Raw genomic sequence first — 15,090 nt, 5'->3', positions numbered from 1 at the left:
GATCCCCTGAGCACGTCTAAAGCGGCCGCCCGGCTTCTGCCGGGCGGCCGCTTTCGTGTGGTCGTGTTCAATGTTCACGGTTTTCATGTTGTCGTGAATTTCTGAGCAAAACTCCCCAACTCGCGAATCAACTCTCGCGCAGCCTCGTCCTCACGCTGCACGGCGGCGCGAGCCTCTTCCGCCCAACCGTGACGGAGCAGTCGCTTGGCGGCCAGGACTGCCGGTCCGACGTTGGCGGCAATCTGCTCGGCACTCTCACGGGCACGCGCATGTACCTCGTCGGCAGCTACGGCTGCGGTCGCCAAGCCGTAGTCAGCCGCGTCGATGCCGCTGAGCCACCGGGCCGACAGGATCAGCTCGACGGCGCGCTGTGTTCCGATCACCTTGGGCAGCAACCAACTACTGGCAGCTTCGGGCGCCGTGCCCAGCGAGGTGAACGGTGCCCGCAAGCGTGCGTTCTCGGCAACGTAGACGACGTCGCAGTAGAGCAGCATGGTCAGGCCGATGCCGACGGCGGCGCCGTGCACCGCGGCGATCAAAGGCTTCGGAAACTCCACCAGCGCAATGATCAGCGGCGCGAATGCGTCGCCGAAGTCGGCATTGTCCGTGCCGGGTTCGGCCAGTGCGCGTAGGTCGACGCCACTGGAAAATGCCTTGCCTGCGCCCTCGACGATCACCACGGCCACGGAATCGTCCGACGCCGCGTCGTCGAGAGCCTTGGTCAAAGCTCGAAAGCCGGCCGCATTGAAAGCGTTCAGGCGGCTCGGATTGTTGAAGGTCAGCGTTCGCACTGCTCCGGCATCCGCGACCAGGACGGGTTCAGTGGTGTTTGTCGACATTCGCGCACCCTTCATTGAAAACCAAGCAGTTGCTAGGTACAAAGCACCGTAACCGCCCGCAGACGACAAAAGAAGGGCCCCTCGCGGGACCCTTCTTTTGTGTTACGAAACGACTCGAGAACTAGTCGTTGTTGAAGTAGCTCAGCAGACGGAGGATCTCGACGTACAGCCAGACCAAGGTGACGGTGAGGCCGAATGCAACGCCCCAGGCCGCCTTCTCCGGAGCCTGCGCGCGGATCAGCTGATCAGCGGCGTCGAAGTCGAGCAGGAAGCTGAAGGCCGCGATGCCGATGCAGACGAGGCTGAAGATGATGGCAAACGTTCCGCCGTCACGCAGTCCCAGTCCACCCTCGGTGAAGAAGCTGGCGACGAGGTTGCCGAGCGCCAGAACGACAACACCGATGAGCGCGCCGATGATCATTCGCGTCAGACGCGGGGTCACCCGAATCGCTCCGGTCTTGTAGACCACCAGCATTCCGAAGAACACGCCGAAGGTGCCGAGGACTGCCTGCGCGATCAGAGCCGATCCGCCGACGCCACCGAATTCGACGCTGGTGAACATGAACGACAGCGCACCGAGGAACAGACCCTCCGCGACGGCGTATGCCAACACGATTGCCGGGTTGTCCATCTTGCGGCCGAACGTGGCGACCAGAACCAGTACCAGGCCGACGAGACCGCCGCCGATGACCAGCGGGCCTGCGAGGTCGGAGTTGTTGTTGACGAGGAAGTACGACACCAAGGCCGAGATCGTCAGCACACCGAGCGTGATGCCCGTCTTGGTGACGACGTCGTCGATCGTCATGGCCCGCGAGGTGGGACCGGTCTGGTACGGCTCAGCCGGAGCGTACTGCGGCTGACCGAACTGCTGGGTTGCCTGCGAGGCGCCCGCCGTCGCAGATCCGAACGAGGCGTATCCGTTGCCCTCTTGCTTGGGCAGATTGCGGAACACCGGGTTGCTGGTGGTGCGCACCGTGATCATCCCTTCATCGTGGTGGCCTACGACGGGTGCGTCGCGGGTTCGCCGGACGGATCCGAGTTTCCGACACGGTCCGTGTACCTAACTAAAAGTAAAGCACTCGTAATTTACAACGTCGAAGCATCCGTTGTAGTTCCCGGCGCGTTTCCGGAAGGTCAACAGTCTTCGACACTCGTCCCTTTTCGATACTAGGACGGTTTGATCGACTTCATCACGATGAACTTCGCGTTCTTCGCCATCGCCTCACTGGGACCCACCGCGGCTTTCAACGGTTCGCGATAGCCCAGATGCGCGTTGTGGACAGTCCACAGCTCCCCTCCGGGGCGCAGGACGCGACCGGCGGCTTCGAACATCTTGAGCGCTCCGCCGGTGTGAACCGCCGCGCCGACGTGGAACGGCGGGTTCAACAGAACCAGATCCGTGCTCGCGTCGGGCAGCGAGCTCATCGCGTCGTCGCGCAGACCGCTCACCCGATCGCCGACGCCGTTCGCGGACGCGGTCGCCAGTGCCGAAGCGACGGCTGCCGAGGACTGATCCGTCGCGATCACGTGCACGTCCGGGAACTTGCGTGCGATCGCCGTCGCGAGAATGCCGCTGCCGCAACCCAGATCGACCACATCGCTCAACGGGTCGACCGCTATCTTGCCGAGATTCTCCAGGAGCAACCGGGTGCCGATGTCCAGGCTCGCACCGGCGAACACTGTGCCGTGAGCAACGACGTCGAGATCGAACTCGTCGAGGCGTTCGGTCAACGGGAACGTGATCGCAACATCGGCCTTGGGTTCCGAAGCCTTGAGTACGCGCGACTTCTGACGCCCACGCGAGGCGCTGACGTCGGAAAACGATTCGCCGAGAACCTTGTTCATCGCCGGGGTGATGTGCTTGTCACGCCCACCGGCGAAGACACGAACCGCCGGGTGGGCGTGGAGCGCGATCAGCTGAGCGATCTCGGCAAGTTCGGCGAGGCTACGCGGCAATTGCATGAGCACGACGCGGGCGCCGCTGAGCAACTCCTCGTCCAGTCCGTGGGAGGTGAAGGCGTCACTGAAACCGAGTTCGCGCGCATTGTTCGCGAGTGCCAGTTCTCCGGTGAGCGGATCCTGGTGAACCCGCACGCCGGCAATTCCGTGAACGAGCGCAACACCGGCGGTCAGCGCACCGTAGTGATCGCCGATCACGACGACGGAGTCCGCCGGCGCGGCAGCCAGAGCATCGGCGGCCTCGTCGAGGATCAGACGATCAGCCGCGTCGACGGCAAAGAGATTGGGTGCCTCGACATCGGGGAATCGGCGCAGACGATCGAACAGTTCGGGTGTGTCGGACATGCCACCAGTCTTTCAGGTGAATCAGCTCAACACTCAATCCTGGAAGTGCAGGTGATCAGTTCGACATCCACTGCACGACGTTGTCGACGGTTTCGCGTTCGGTGCGGAATCCGTTCACCGGGTGGTCGGTATCGGGGTATCCGAACGAGATAGCGCAGACGACCTTGCGGGTGTCGTCGATGCCGAAGTGTTCGTGAATGAACTTGGAACTGCCTGCGAGTGCCGCCTGCGGAATGGTGGCCACACCCAGACTCTGGGCCGCGAGCAGGAAGCTGTTCACGTACAACCCGCAATCGACGGCTCCGTAGGTGCCCAATGCCTCGTCGGTGGTGATGATCGCGACGTGGGGAGCGCCGAAGAGCTCGAAATTCTTCATCGTCTGCGCCGCGGACCCGGCGCGGTCACCGTGCTCGATTCCGACGCTCGAATAGAGCGCCATCGCGCAGTCGAACCGACGCGACTTGTAGATGCCCTGGTATTGGCGTGGGAACTCGAAGTCCGACTCCTGGGCGTTGGCGATCACGTACTCACCGAGGCCGGCGCGGAATCGTTCGGTGCCCTCCCCTTCCGTGATCGCGACCTGCCACGGTTGCGTGTTGCACCACGACGGCGTCTTCTGCGCCAACCGAAGGATCTCCTCGATCACCTCACGCGGCACCTGACGGTCCTCGTAAGCGCGGCAGCTGATCCGGGCATCGAGCAAGGCTTCCAGGCTCGTATCCACGACGATGCTCTCGGTCATGCGTTCTCTCCTCGATCAGGCTGCACTACAACACTTCGCACGATAGAACTACCGCCTCGACGCGATGGTCAGCGGGTCACCTTTGCGAAGGCCGCCACCAGCTCGCCGAACTCCTCCATCGCCGCATCCGGGTCGGGATCAACCGCTGCCAGTGCGACCAACACATCGGTAGCTCCGGATTCGAGCAGCTGTTCGGCGCCGAGCATCGTCGTCGGGAGGTCGATCGAGCCGTCAGACCCGCGAACGACGGTCAATCGCCCACGAATCTGCAATTCCGCCGGATCGCGTCCGAGATCTGCCATTGCCTTGCCGATGACGTTGATCCCAACACGTAGGTCGTCGTCGACGGCGCCCATGATCGGAATCCACCCGTCGCCCCAGGTTGCGACGCGTCGTACGACTGCTTTGGAGAGCGAACCCGACACCCAGATCGGGATTCCTGCGGACGGCCGGGGTGCGCAGTACACGTCGTCGAATTTCAGTCGAGGAGTGTCGATGCTCGCGGGCGCCGAACTCCACAGGGCCCGGCACACCGCGAGAGCGTCGTCGAGCAGGGGTCCTCGTTTGCCGAAGTCCATGCCGGCAGCTTCGTATTCGCGTTCCTGCCAACCGGTTCCGACGCCCAGGTCGAGGCGGCCGCCGGAGAGCAGGTCGAGTGTCGCGGCAGTTTTGGCCAGTACCGCTCCCCCGCGCAGTGCGGCGATGACGATTCCGGTACCCAGGCGAATCGTTTGTGTCTGTCCGGCAACAAAAGCCAGGACGGTCAGCGGTTCGAGCCAGTTGGCGTCAGGCTCGGTGGGAAACGCCGACCACGTGTATGCCGAGTTGTCCGAGCCCATCACCACGTGATCGGTCACGAGGACCCGGTCGAAGCCGGCAGCTTCCGCGCTCTGACAGACCTGGACGAGTTTTCCGTAGGAGTCCTCCGCGAGAGTAGTGCCGAAATTGGGAACATTGAGACTGAAAGTTGTCATGTGTCAAGCCTTTCGGGGCCGGTTGGTCCAGCCACCCTCTTCTGTGGGGAACCAGCCACCAGCAGCGTGCGAGCCGCCGTCGACGTGGATGACAGTTCCGGTGATGTATCTCGCCAGGTCGGAAGCCAGGAACAGTGCGGGACCGGCAATGTCGACCGGCTGGCCTGGTCCACCCAACGGCGCCCACCCCGGCCACTTGTCCCAGTCGTCCGCAGAAACGATCTTGCGGTACGGCACCTGCACCGACTCGATCAGATCCGGGGCAATCGCGTTGACGCGCACTCCGGTTCGACCGATCTCCACACCAAGACTTCTGGTGAACTGTGTGAGTGCCGCCTTGTATGCCGAGTACATCGTGTGGCCCGGGATCGCTCGATGCGCCTCCACCGTCGTCAGGTTCACGATCGATCCACCCGAACCGCGGTCGATCATGCCGGGAAGCAGGGCATGGGTCAGACGCACGACGTGATCGAAATTGATGTTGCCGGCCTCGGACCAGAAACCCGGATCAGTTCCGGTGAACGCTGTCGGCGGATTCAGGAAATGCCCCACGTTGTTCACCAGGACATCTGGTGCGAACTCGGTCAACGCGACGGGGACTTCCGGCGCCCGCACGTCGCACTCGAGATGTTTGATCGAACCACCTGCAGCGGAGTCGAATTCGCTCTCGTTCAGCGGAGCCACGTCGACAACCAGAACTGACGCGCCGTGCGATGCGAATGCTCGAGCTATCGCTGCTCCGATTCCCTGGGAGCCGCCTGTGACCACTGCCTTCTTACCCACCAACATCGGCCCTGGGGAGTATGCCGATCCGACCTCCACGAAGACACCCTTCTGCAGTTCGATGTGAATCACTTCGGCGTACCGTCACACATCGATTCGCAAAACGGGCACTAAGTTCTCACTCAGTGGTAGCCGCTACACCCCGCCTGCTCGGACCGCCGAGTCGCCGGTTCAAATAGTCCGGAATCTCGGCTGCCCGTATCGGCACTCCCTCCAGGTACCCCTGGATCACGTCGCATCCGCACTCGGTCACTATCGCGCGCTGCCTATCCGTCTCCACCCCTTCGGCGACGGTGTCCAGCCCGAGAGATTTGGCAATCGCAATGACGGCTCGCAGGACAGCGAATCTCGAACTCGAGGGATCCGCGTCCAGTGGTGCGACGAACGCCCGGTCGATCTTCAACCGATCGAGTGGCAGGCGGGCCAAGCTGGCAACCGAGGAGAACCCTGTGCCGAAGTCGTCCATCGCAATGGCGATTCCGAGCGCCGACAGCTGTACCAATACGTCTCGGTCGGCGTCGTCGATGACCAGCGATTCGGTCACCTCGATCTCGAGTCGGCTGGGGTCGAGGTTCACCTCGTTCAGTGTCCGGCGTACCGACTCGACGTATCGACTCGAACGCAGTTGCACCTGAGAAACATTGACGGCTACCCGAATGTCCTCCGGCCACGTTGTCGCTGCCGTGCAGGCAGCCCGCAAAACACCTGCACCGATCGGCACGATCAAGCCTGTTTCCTCGGCGACCGAAATGAAGTCTCCCGGCGAGACGAGACCTGAAGTCGGATGGTTCCACCGCAGCAGAGCCTCGAACCCGACGACAACTCCCGTCGCGGCTGAAACCTGCGGTTGATAGACCAACTCGAACTCTTCGTCGATCAGCGCACGACGAAGATCCAACAGTGCCCTGGCCCTACCGGTCGCACGATCGCGCAAAGTCGCATCGAAGGCGCGGATCTGGTTCCGGCCGCTCTCCTTTGCGTGGTACAGCGCGAGGTCGGCAACAATCACCAGGTCTTCGAGGCTGTCGGCATCGTCGGGCATAGAGCCGTAGCCCAGGCTGGCGCGAATGCGAATCTCGTTGCCGACCAGTGAAAACGGTCGTTGGAATGCGTCGAGAATTGTTTGGAATCGCTCCTGCACCTCGTCTGCATTCCCGATGTCGTCGAAGGCTATGTCGTCGAAGGCGATGGCAAACTCGTCACCCCCCAGTCGGCCACAGATCTCGTTCGATCGCAGAACGCTGTGCAGTCTGCTCGCTACATCACGAAGCACGTCGTCTCCGACGTGATGGCCCAACCGGTCGTTGATCGACTTGAAGTTGTCCAGATCCAAGATCGCCAACCACACTCTGCGCCCGTCCCGAAGCCGCGAAGACAGTTGAGCGTTGAAGCTGTACCGATTTCTGAGCCCGGTCAGCGAATCGACCTCCGCCAGTCTCAAGATGTTTTGACGCTGGTGATAGGAGTGCGTGATATCGGATCCGACGCCGCGCCATCCGTAGTCCGACCGCTCGCCGTTGCCGGGGTGACCTGACATCGACCACCAGCGAGTGTCGCCCCGCACGACGACCTGCAGTGTGAGGTCCCGAAACGCCGTCCCTGCATCAAAATTCGCAGCGAGGAGAGCCAGGGACTTCCTGCCCGCGTCTGTTCGGGATGCGCCGATTCCGATCAGAATCTCGTGCATGGTGCGGCCCCGGATCTTCGCTGCCGGTAAACCGACCTGCTCGGCGAATCGATACGACACGGTACTGGCGATACCGCGCGAATCGGTCTCCCAGAGCCAATCCTGGGCACCGTCTTCGAGATCGTTGAGCAACAATTCCACGAGATCTCGTTCGTCCTCGGCGATGAGCTCGGCACGTAGCCGTCTCTCGAAAAGGTTGGCCAACAGCAATGTTCCGCTGTAGAGCGAACCCAGAAAGATGACCAGTACCCCGATCAGTACGTAACGCGACGTGCCTGGTTCCGTCCAAAACGCTCCGACCAGACCGGCCCCGACCAGGCTGATCCAGACGACCGTGATTCCGCGAAACATCATCGTGGGAAATACGCCGACCGCGATCCCGCCGATCAAGGTCGAGCTCAGTACCAATTCGTCACCAGGTTCGAGCATCGGGAAGAGAACGAGAGCCAAACATGCCAGGAGCAGTCCCCAGACAACGATTTCGACTGTGAGCACCACCAATTCGGCGGTCTGCGACTCGGAGACGCCGAGACGCGCGCGCCGCAGCCAATAAACACTGAATCCGGCGCTCGACAACAGCATGACACTCGACCAGGCGAAGCTGAACCATCCGGCATCCACCGGCAAGAGCACCACGATCGCTGACAACGCAACGGCTGCGGTCAGAAACGACCACGGAAGAACCCGCGCGGTGAACCGCAGCCGTCGATCGAGTAGACGACGGCGATCGTAATCCGAGAGGTGTTGTTCCGAGCCGCTTCGACCGAGCTTGCGCACCGACGTCTCGACACGACGCCTACGGAGTGCTGCCGGGTCATCCATGATGGCCTGCTGTCACCAGTGCAACCTCGTCGACCGACATGACTCCGCCGGCGGCGTATCCCTGGACAGTCCGCACTCCTGCTGCGGCCACGGACTTCAGGTCCTCCTCACTGTCCACTCCCGAGACGACGACTTCCATTCCCAGGGCGCCGACCAGATCTACGACAGCTTCGAGAATCGGCCGGCCGCCGGGCGCCGCACCGGAGATGGAGCGTTCGATCCGGACTCTCGTGAAAGGAAGGCCGGACAGTGATGCAAGGGAGGAGAATCCGGCGCCGAACTCGTCCACCGTCAGCGATACCCCCATTTCCGCGATGGCGTGCAACGCCGCCCTGGACTCGTCGGTGATCGCCGAGGATTCGTTGAGTTGGAGTTCGAGTTGGTCTGCACTGGCACCTGATCGTCGAAGCGAATCCCCTATCGAGTCGACGAAGGAATCCGATTCGAGCTGACGCGTCGATACCGCGACTGCTACCCGCAAGTGATCGGGTAGGCGTGACGCCGCCGCGCAGGCCAGCTCGAAAACTGTTGTCCCGAGCGAGTACGCCAAACCGGTGTCGTCGGCGACGCTCATGAATTCTGCGGACGTCACAGCCCCCAACCGGGCGTTGTGCCAGATCACACGAACCTCCACAGCCACGATCTCGCGGGAGACGACGTCGATCCGGGGAAGCAGCTCGAGTTCGAGGTCCTTGTCGGACACGGTGTTCCCCAGATCCTCGAGAAGGCGGGCACGCCGATCTGCCACGGACTTCATCGAGTCTCGATATTCGCGTACAGCGCCACGCCCGGATTCCTTCGCGGCGAACAACGCCAAGTCCGCTGCGCCCATCAACTCGTCGGCGGAGGCCGGGAGAGTGTCAGGGCGGTAGTACCCGATGCTGCACCCGATCTCCAACCGCGTACCTGCCACTGTGATCGGCTCATGGAGTGCTTCGATGTAGCGGCCGAGCAGAGTTCGCACGTGCGAACTGTCACCGACATCGGTGAAAAGAATCGCGAACTCGTCGCCGCCCAAGCGGGCGAACAACTGTGACACCCCTCCGGCTTCGGACAGGCGATCCGCGACCTCCCGCAGAACCGCGTCGCCAACCGTGTGTCCCAGTGTGTCGTTGACCGATTTGAAGTTGTCGAGGTCGAGCATGGCCAACGCGAGACCGCTTTCGCTTGTGTGCGGATCGCGCAGCAGACGTTCCAGCTCGGTCCAGAAGCTGTGCCGATTCGGCATTCCGGTGAGTGCGTCCACCCGCCCCATCCGCACGATTTCGTCGCTCTGCAGTTTCACTTCGGTGACGTCGGAACCGACTCCTCGCCAGACGAACTCGTCGGGTGTGCGGCCGGGCCGGGGCCGTCCGGACACCTGCCACCACCGGATTTCTCCGTGCACTCGGACAGGAACGAGGACGTCGACGAATGCAGTTTTCGTGTGGCGGGCTTGCTGCAACTCCATGAGCGCATCGATTCCGCCCGGGATTCGTAACGTGCCCAGCTCCATGAACAGGTCCTGCCACGCCGTTCCTTGCAGCTCGGTGGAGTCCAGCCCCGCTTCGACCGCCAGCCGCGTCGGGATTCGGTTGAACTTTCCTTTCTGGTCCGTTTCCCATACGAAGTCCCCGGCGTTGCCTTCGAAATCTTCGAGAAGCATCTGCACGACCGATCGTTCCGACGCTGCGCTCAGCTCAGCTCGGTAACGCGATTCCAGATTGCCCGAGACCACTATCGTGCCGCCGATCAGAGCGGCTCCGTAGGCGATCATTCCAATGAGTATTCGCTCGAACTCGGGTCCAGGTTGAAGCCAAAATGCCACCCCGAGGATGACGAGATTGGACAGCACCCAGGTGAGCCCCACCACCCGCAACATCGCGGTGGCCACGGCTCCGGCCCCGGTGATGGATGTGGTGACCACTATCAGGATCAGATCGCCGGAATCGTCCAGGACCGGGTACAGGACCAGGGCGAGCGAGGAATACAGGATCCCGACAACGGCAAATTCGACGATGAGAAACGCGTAGGACATCCGGTAGGTGGGCGTTATCAGGTTGAAATGAATGGCGAGCCCGACGCACATCCCCACCAACCCGATCACCCCGGACAGAAATGGCCACAGGCTTGGTAACAGTCCGCTGTCCGGTGGAATCACATACAGCGCCAACCCGAGTGTGACGACCAGGTGGACAGCTGCGGCCCATGGCAGCACGCCGAAGGTGACGGCGATCTGTTCACGCGTTACGTCATCGCGTTGCGCGGGAGTCAGTCTTTCTCTCGGGTGCGGTTGCAGACGAGAGAGGACCGTCATCACTTACCTCCCACTCCCACGCCGCAACTCGAAACGGACGTCCGACTGAGCAATTCTCCCGTAAATGGGCACTGTCGTGTCAACCAGTACGTCCGACCTTTTTCGGAGTGAGGTCCGCCCACAGACACAGTAATCAGCAAACTGCTGGTCTGCCCGGTGGTTGGCGCAGCGAGTTGCGTGTCCTCGGATCGAAATTCGGATATGAGGGACAATGGCCGGAGATCGCCGATCACGTCGGTGGAGATTCCTCGACGGGTAACACGATCGGACTCATTCGAGTTCAGACAAGGACAATCACGATGGCAATCGACTACACCCGACGTTCCGGCGAGTCCACACCGTCGCAGGCACCGGTCAGCCTGAGCAAGATCACGCTCACCAAATCAGCGCCGACGGTCAACCTCGCGAAGGCGGGTGAACGACAAGGCAATATGCGCGTGAACCTCAACTGGTCACAGGGAGCGCCGGCGAAGAAGACCGGTTTCCTCGCCAAGCTCGCCGGCGCAGGTTCCGGCGCGGTCGACCTGGATCTCGGTTGCCTCTACGAACTCGCCGACGGGTCCAAAGGAGTAGTCCAGGCCTTGGGCAACAGTTTCGGTTCGCTGACTTCCCCGCCGTACATCTCCCTCGACGGCGACGACCGCAGTGGCGCGAACACCGGCGGCGAGAACATGCACGTCAATCTCGGTGACCCCAGCGCTTTCCGGCGAATCCTCATCTTCGCGATGATCTACGACGGCGCTCCCAACTGGGCGGCCGTGGACGGCGTCGTCACCCTGTATCCCACCAACGGGCCCGAGGTGGAAGTGCGACTGGACTCCGCGAGTAATCAGGAGCGACTGTGCGCGATCGCGCTCATCCAAAGTTCAGGTCAAGGCGTGACGGTGACCCGCGAAGTGCAGTACGTCAACGGTAGTCAGTCCGATCTCGATCGGGCATACAACTGGGGAATGAAATGGGCAGCCGGACGAAAGTAGGTGTCGCGGCCGGGGTGTCCCCCATCCGAATGACAAAGTCCGAATCGTCCCCAATGTCGCAAATTACTGGATAGTGTCGAGAAGTGGGGTCGGACATGAGGGGTCACGCTCGACACCGATAGTGGGTCGGTGACGCTATGTGCTTGGCGACGCCGACGTTCGACCGGAAAGGCCCTCGATTTCCCCCGAGATCGAGGGTCTTTTCGTATCTTGCGTCACTGTTCGCCCGTTCGTACTAGTTGATTGTTAAATTAAACGTTCACCACTGCACTGATGGAGAACGTGAATGTCCACGAATTCAGATCGACGCCCTCGCCTGCCCGTGAGAATCGCCTACCTCGCCGCGGGGATTCTTTTCGTCGCCGCAATGCTCCTACTGGCGAGCGTCGTCAACCCCGACCGGGACCGCGATTTCTCCATGAACCACGTCCCCGCGGGGACGTCGGCGACGTCCATCGTCGCCACCGCTGACCTCGGCTAACGAAGGTACTGGTACGTAAGTGGCGCGCATCACGAAGTGTGGGTACCTTCAACGCCAATGGTTTGCCGTAGGTCGGTATTGAGAGGGACGGCCAACCACTGCCCTGCCTGGTTGCCCCACCCAAGCAGGTAGGGCACCCCTTCAACTCCATCGACTTTTCTGCGGATCCACGCCGACACACTCCGGCGTCCGGACTGTCTCACCGCAGCGCCGGCAGTAGTGAGTCCGATGCCCGCCGTTCTCTGTCGCGGCACACCCACACACCTCCCAGCCGACAAGGCACGTATTCGCCGTGAGTCGGTGTCCATTCGGGCAGCGGTCCGGGGATCGCTCGGTCAACCGCATCTCCACATTTTCGCACACGCGTTCGATGATTGGCAGCGGGTGACAGATCGTCACGGGTAGCTTCTACCCATCCGTCAACACACGTGAACCACCAAACGAAGATCGTCGACAAGTCGATGCCTTCACCATCGACGCCGGACTGTCCAAGGCGCCGGGTGACAGAATCTACGTTGACTTTACAAGACCACGACGACGCCCCGCCTTTCCCAAACAAAGCTCGGGAACACTTCCCTTCCACCACACAACCAGGGCGAATCCCCGGAAGGTCGATACACCCTTTCGTCAGCAGTCAGTTCCGAGTGGTGAGATTCGGCCCTAACTGCTACGCAGTGACTTATGTACCGGACGGAGATTCCAAGGGGCCCCGGTCCCCGAAAATCTTGCCGGGTGGCGGACTTAAATCTTCTATCGGCGTGCGCCAAAGGTGCAAATCCGAATTCTTATGCATCACAAAATCCAGCTCAATTCCCGCTTCAACGCCCGGCGGCGCACAATCAACGGATTCATCTTCAAGCTGAATTCCTAGTACAGTTCCCCAGCGAGTCTTCTCCGAGTTGGAGGACCACACAACGTCACCCACGGAGATTTCCGCACCCAGCGATGCGATTATCACGACTCGGCGCGCTTGGTAAAGGTCCGCAGGAGCACCCAAACTGACACTATCCCCCCTGGACAATGTTGACTTCAGTATACGACCACCCAAAGATGCAATTAGAGCCAAAGATATCACTTCAATATACTCAACAATATCAACTACCCGTTCAGGCGACAATATCTCATCAGGGATACCTCGATGAGCAATTTCATTGCGCCGTTCTACAAGCAATTTTAGCTCACTTTCGATTGTGTCGACAGCAGCCAGGTCTGGACGCTGCGCAAGCCCTAGCCACTTCGTCACTGCATCCGTTTTTCCTACACTCGCGCGAAGGTCTTCGAACGCCCACGCAAACAGCGCGGACAGTGCGTCCCAACGCAAATTTGAGTTATGCAAAGTTACTATTTCTTCACGAAGATCGTAGGAATCAGAGTCATCAAGGCATGACATCAGACTCCTCGCTACATCAAGCTCTGTTACATTCTCATATCGACCCGAACCCAACGTTTTTGCCAGTAATGTAGACGAGTTGGCGATGTAGCGCTTTCTCAATCGACTCATCTCTTCCGCGTTGAGACTGTCGGGGTAACTCAACATTATCTGAGCAAACCGGAAGGCGACACGTTCTGCATAGCTCTCAAACGAGGAGTAGAGAGTCGAGACACTCGCAACATATGCAAACTGTCGTTGGACGCGTGTAGGTTTACTCGCAGATATATCATGAAGATAACTTCGAATCCGATCAAGATCACCCAAAAGTTCCTGGTAATGCGAGATCATGAACGACCCTGAGCCTGCTCAAGTGCTTCTGCCAACGCCTCCAGTGCGTGTGTATTTCGCGAGCGCGCATCCACCGCGTTCGTCTTCCTTCCCCCAAAAACTTCGGCATGGTCAACAAACATCCGCCGCACAGTTTCATGTAAAGTACTTGGGTCCTCCAGCAGAAGACTTCGCTGTTGATCAGAGATCGCGGAGCTAGCATACATCAACGCATCGTAAGCTACTTTACTGAAATGACGCCTACTGTTAACTTGAAAGGCATCTTTTCCTGAAACCTTATACCAAAAACTGATATTCGCCAAGAATAGCGTTTTGTAATATCCCAGCGTTTCCGCGTCAAATTCGTTCGCCTTCGATAGAAACTCGTCGAGGAACTCGGTGACTCTGTTCAAACCCTGCGGAAACTGATCTAGATGCCTGTAGGCAAAAAACCGGAGAACCAGTTCGACATCCTCCATCGACTCAAACATCTTGCGTCCGAGGGTCGATATCTGAACATCCCCACCCTCCGTCGGCTCGATTAGATCTCCACCGGAATCTTCATCATAGGATGGGATCGCCATCTGCTGATCGGGAGTTCCAAGCACAGCGCGGAGCTCAAATGTCTGAGACAACTCCATACACAAATCATTCAACGGCCCATTGTAAACAGCATTTCGGGTCTCCTGTCCGCTAAGTCGCACACCTCCCGAGTTCAGCCTCTCAAAAACAAGCTTCTTCAGGACGGCCGCTTGCCCCTCTGATGCTCCAGTTTCGTTAAGTAGGATAATCGATGACAGATATCTTCGATCTATCCCATTTTTTATCGATGAGGGCAACTTTGAATATGTTCGACCCTCTAAATCTTTCCAATACTGCAGATCTGTCAAAATCAAATTGTCTTCATAGAAATCCATCAAGGCAGTAAGCCGCTGGCGCCCATCCATAACTTCGTAGCGAGCAAGCTCATTTTCGTATAGAAAAACTGGCGGCACTGGTACATTCATTAGAAATGACTCAATCAAACGAGACTTACGTCCGTCGTCCCATCGATGCCTCCGCTGATATTCAGGATCCCTCTTGTAGATGTGTTCCGTCTCTCCCTCATCAGTTTGAAACGTGCCGGAAAACATAGCCTGAATCTGATTGAGCGGATATCGAGCTTGCTCGGTGACGATCCGAACGCCCTCTTTCACATAGCGGGCGTTCAATTCCTGATCAGTGGGCGCCCGAAAGATGTCAGGCTTCGGCACTTCTATCTGTTCGCCGGGGAAGATGTGCACTCGTAAACCATGTTCGGCTGCCTCTAGCGCCACCGTATTGCCTCCCGAAGAATTGAAGCGCGCCGCACGATTCATCCAGCCCAGTCGCGACCTGAGGTCAGCGCGACCTCGAACGTCCGACGCGTTTCACTCGAAACTGCCTGATACTGCACAACACCATACAGTCCTAGTGGACAATGTCCCGAGGGGAGTAGACGTAGAGT

Annotated in this window: 12 protein-coding genes; 2 read left to right on the top strand and 10 right to left on the bottom strand. The window is 59.9% G+C overall.

Features of this window, described 5'->3' with window-relative positions; genetic code table 11:
* Positions 1 to 83 precede the first annotated feature (83 nt).
* The 8 genes from ACFT1A_RS08045 to ACFT1A_RS08010 all read right to left on the bottom strand — a co-directional run bounded on the left by ACFT1A_RS08045 (position 84) and on the right by ACFT1A_RS08010 (position 10,447).
* Entirely contained in the window at positions 84 to 839 is a 756-nt protein-coding gene (locus tag ACFT1A_RS08045; RefSeq protein ID WP_378446529.1) for an enoyl-CoA hydratase/isomerase family protein, read from the bottom strand.
* Between the two features lie 121 nt (positions 840 to 960).
* A complete protein-coding gene (locus ACFT1A_RS08040) occupies positions 961 to 1,812 on the bottom strand; it encodes a Bax inhibitor-1/YccA family protein (protein ID WP_378446528.1) in 852 nt (283 codons plus the stop codon).
* A 194-nt stretch (positions 1,813 to 2,006) separates the two neighbouring features.
* Entirely contained in the window at positions 2,007 to 3,143 is a 1,137-nt protein-coding gene (locus tag ACFT1A_RS08035; protein WP_378446527.1) for a class I SAM-dependent methyltransferase, read from the bottom strand.
* A gap of 55 nt (positions 3,144 to 3,198) precedes the next feature.
* The gene (locus ACFT1A_RS08030) at positions 3,199 to 3,885 is read right to left on the bottom strand and encodes a nitroreductase (protein ID WP_378446526.1); all 687 of its coding nucleotides are present in this window, start codon (positions 3,883 to 3,885) and stop codon (positions 3,199 to 3,201) included.
* Between the two features lie 68 nt (positions 3,886 to 3,953).
* Positions 3,954 to 4,859: a TIGR03619 family F420-dependent LLM class oxidoreductase gene (locus ACFT1A_RS08025; protein WP_378446525.1), complete on the bottom strand. Its 906-nt coding sequence runs from the start codon at positions 4,857 to 4,859 to the stop codon at positions 3,954 to 3,956.
* Between the two features lie 3 nt (positions 4,860 to 4,862).
* Positions 4,863 to 5,714: an SDR family NAD(P)-dependent oxidoreductase gene (locus ACFT1A_RS08020; protein WP_378446524.1), complete on the bottom strand. Its 852-nt coding sequence runs from the start codon at positions 5,712 to 5,714 to the stop codon at positions 4,863 to 4,865.
* 46 nt (positions 5,715 to 5,760) lie between these two features.
* Positions 5,761 to 8,151: a putative bifunctional diguanylate cyclase/phosphodiesterase gene (locus ACFT1A_RS08015; protein WP_378446523.1), complete on the bottom strand. Its 2,391-nt coding sequence runs from the start codon at positions 8,149 to 8,151 to the stop codon at positions 5,761 to 5,763.
* The gene (locus tag ACFT1A_RS08010; protein ID WP_378446522.1) at positions 8,144 to 10,447 is read right to left on the bottom strand and encodes a putative bifunctional diguanylate cyclase/phosphodiesterase; all 2,304 of its coding nucleotides are present in this window, start codon (positions 10,445 to 10,447) and stop codon (positions 8,144 to 8,146) included. Before ACFT1A_RS08010 ends, ACFT1A_RS08015 begins: the two co-directional genes overlap by 8 nt.
* Positions 10,448 to 10,746: 299 nt before the next feature.
* Here ACFT1A_RS08010 and ACFT1A_RS08005 point away from each other — a divergent pair, with 299 nt between their 5' ends.
* Positions 10,747 to 11,424 (top strand): tellurium resistance protein, encoded by a 678-nt coding sequence (locus ACFT1A_RS08005; RefSeq protein ID WP_378446521.1) that lies wholly within the window; start codon positions 10,747 to 10,749, stop codon positions 11,422 to 11,424.
* A 286-nt stretch (positions 11,425 to 11,710) separates the two neighbouring features.
* Positions 11,711 to 11,905, top strand: a complete 195-nt coding sequence (locus ACFT1A_RS08000; protein WP_378446520.1) for a hypothetical protein — start codon at positions 11,711 to 11,713, stop codon at positions 11,903 to 11,905.
* Between the two features lie 679 nt (positions 11,906 to 12,584).
* Here the strand turns inward: ACFT1A_RS08000 and ACFT1A_RS07995 are convergent.
* Both ACFT1A_RS07995 and ACFT1A_RS07990 read right to left on the bottom strand, forming a co-directional pair.
* Positions 12,585 to 13,625, bottom strand: a complete 1,041-nt coding sequence (locus tag ACFT1A_RS07995) for a HEPN domain-containing protein (protein WP_378446519.1) — start codon at positions 13,623 to 13,625, stop codon at positions 12,585 to 12,587.
* A complete protein-coding gene (locus ACFT1A_RS07990) occupies positions 13,622 to 14,962 on the bottom strand; it encodes a DUF262 domain-containing protein (protein ID WP_082654791.1) in 1,341 nt (446 codons plus the stop codon). The genes ACFT1A_RS07995 and ACFT1A_RS07990 overlap by 4 nt, the downstream gene beginning before the upstream one ends.
* Between the last annotated feature and the right edge of the window lie 128 nt (positions 14,963 to 15,090).

Origin of the sequence: Rhodococcus sp. NPDC057135 (genome assembly GCF_042670865.1) — a bacterium.
GTDB lineage: Bacteria > Actinomycetota > Actinomycetes > Mycobacteriales > Mycobacteriaceae > Rhodococcus_F.
Note: the sequence above shows the minus strand (reverse complement) of the source record. Positions and strands in the feature narration are given on the sequence as shown.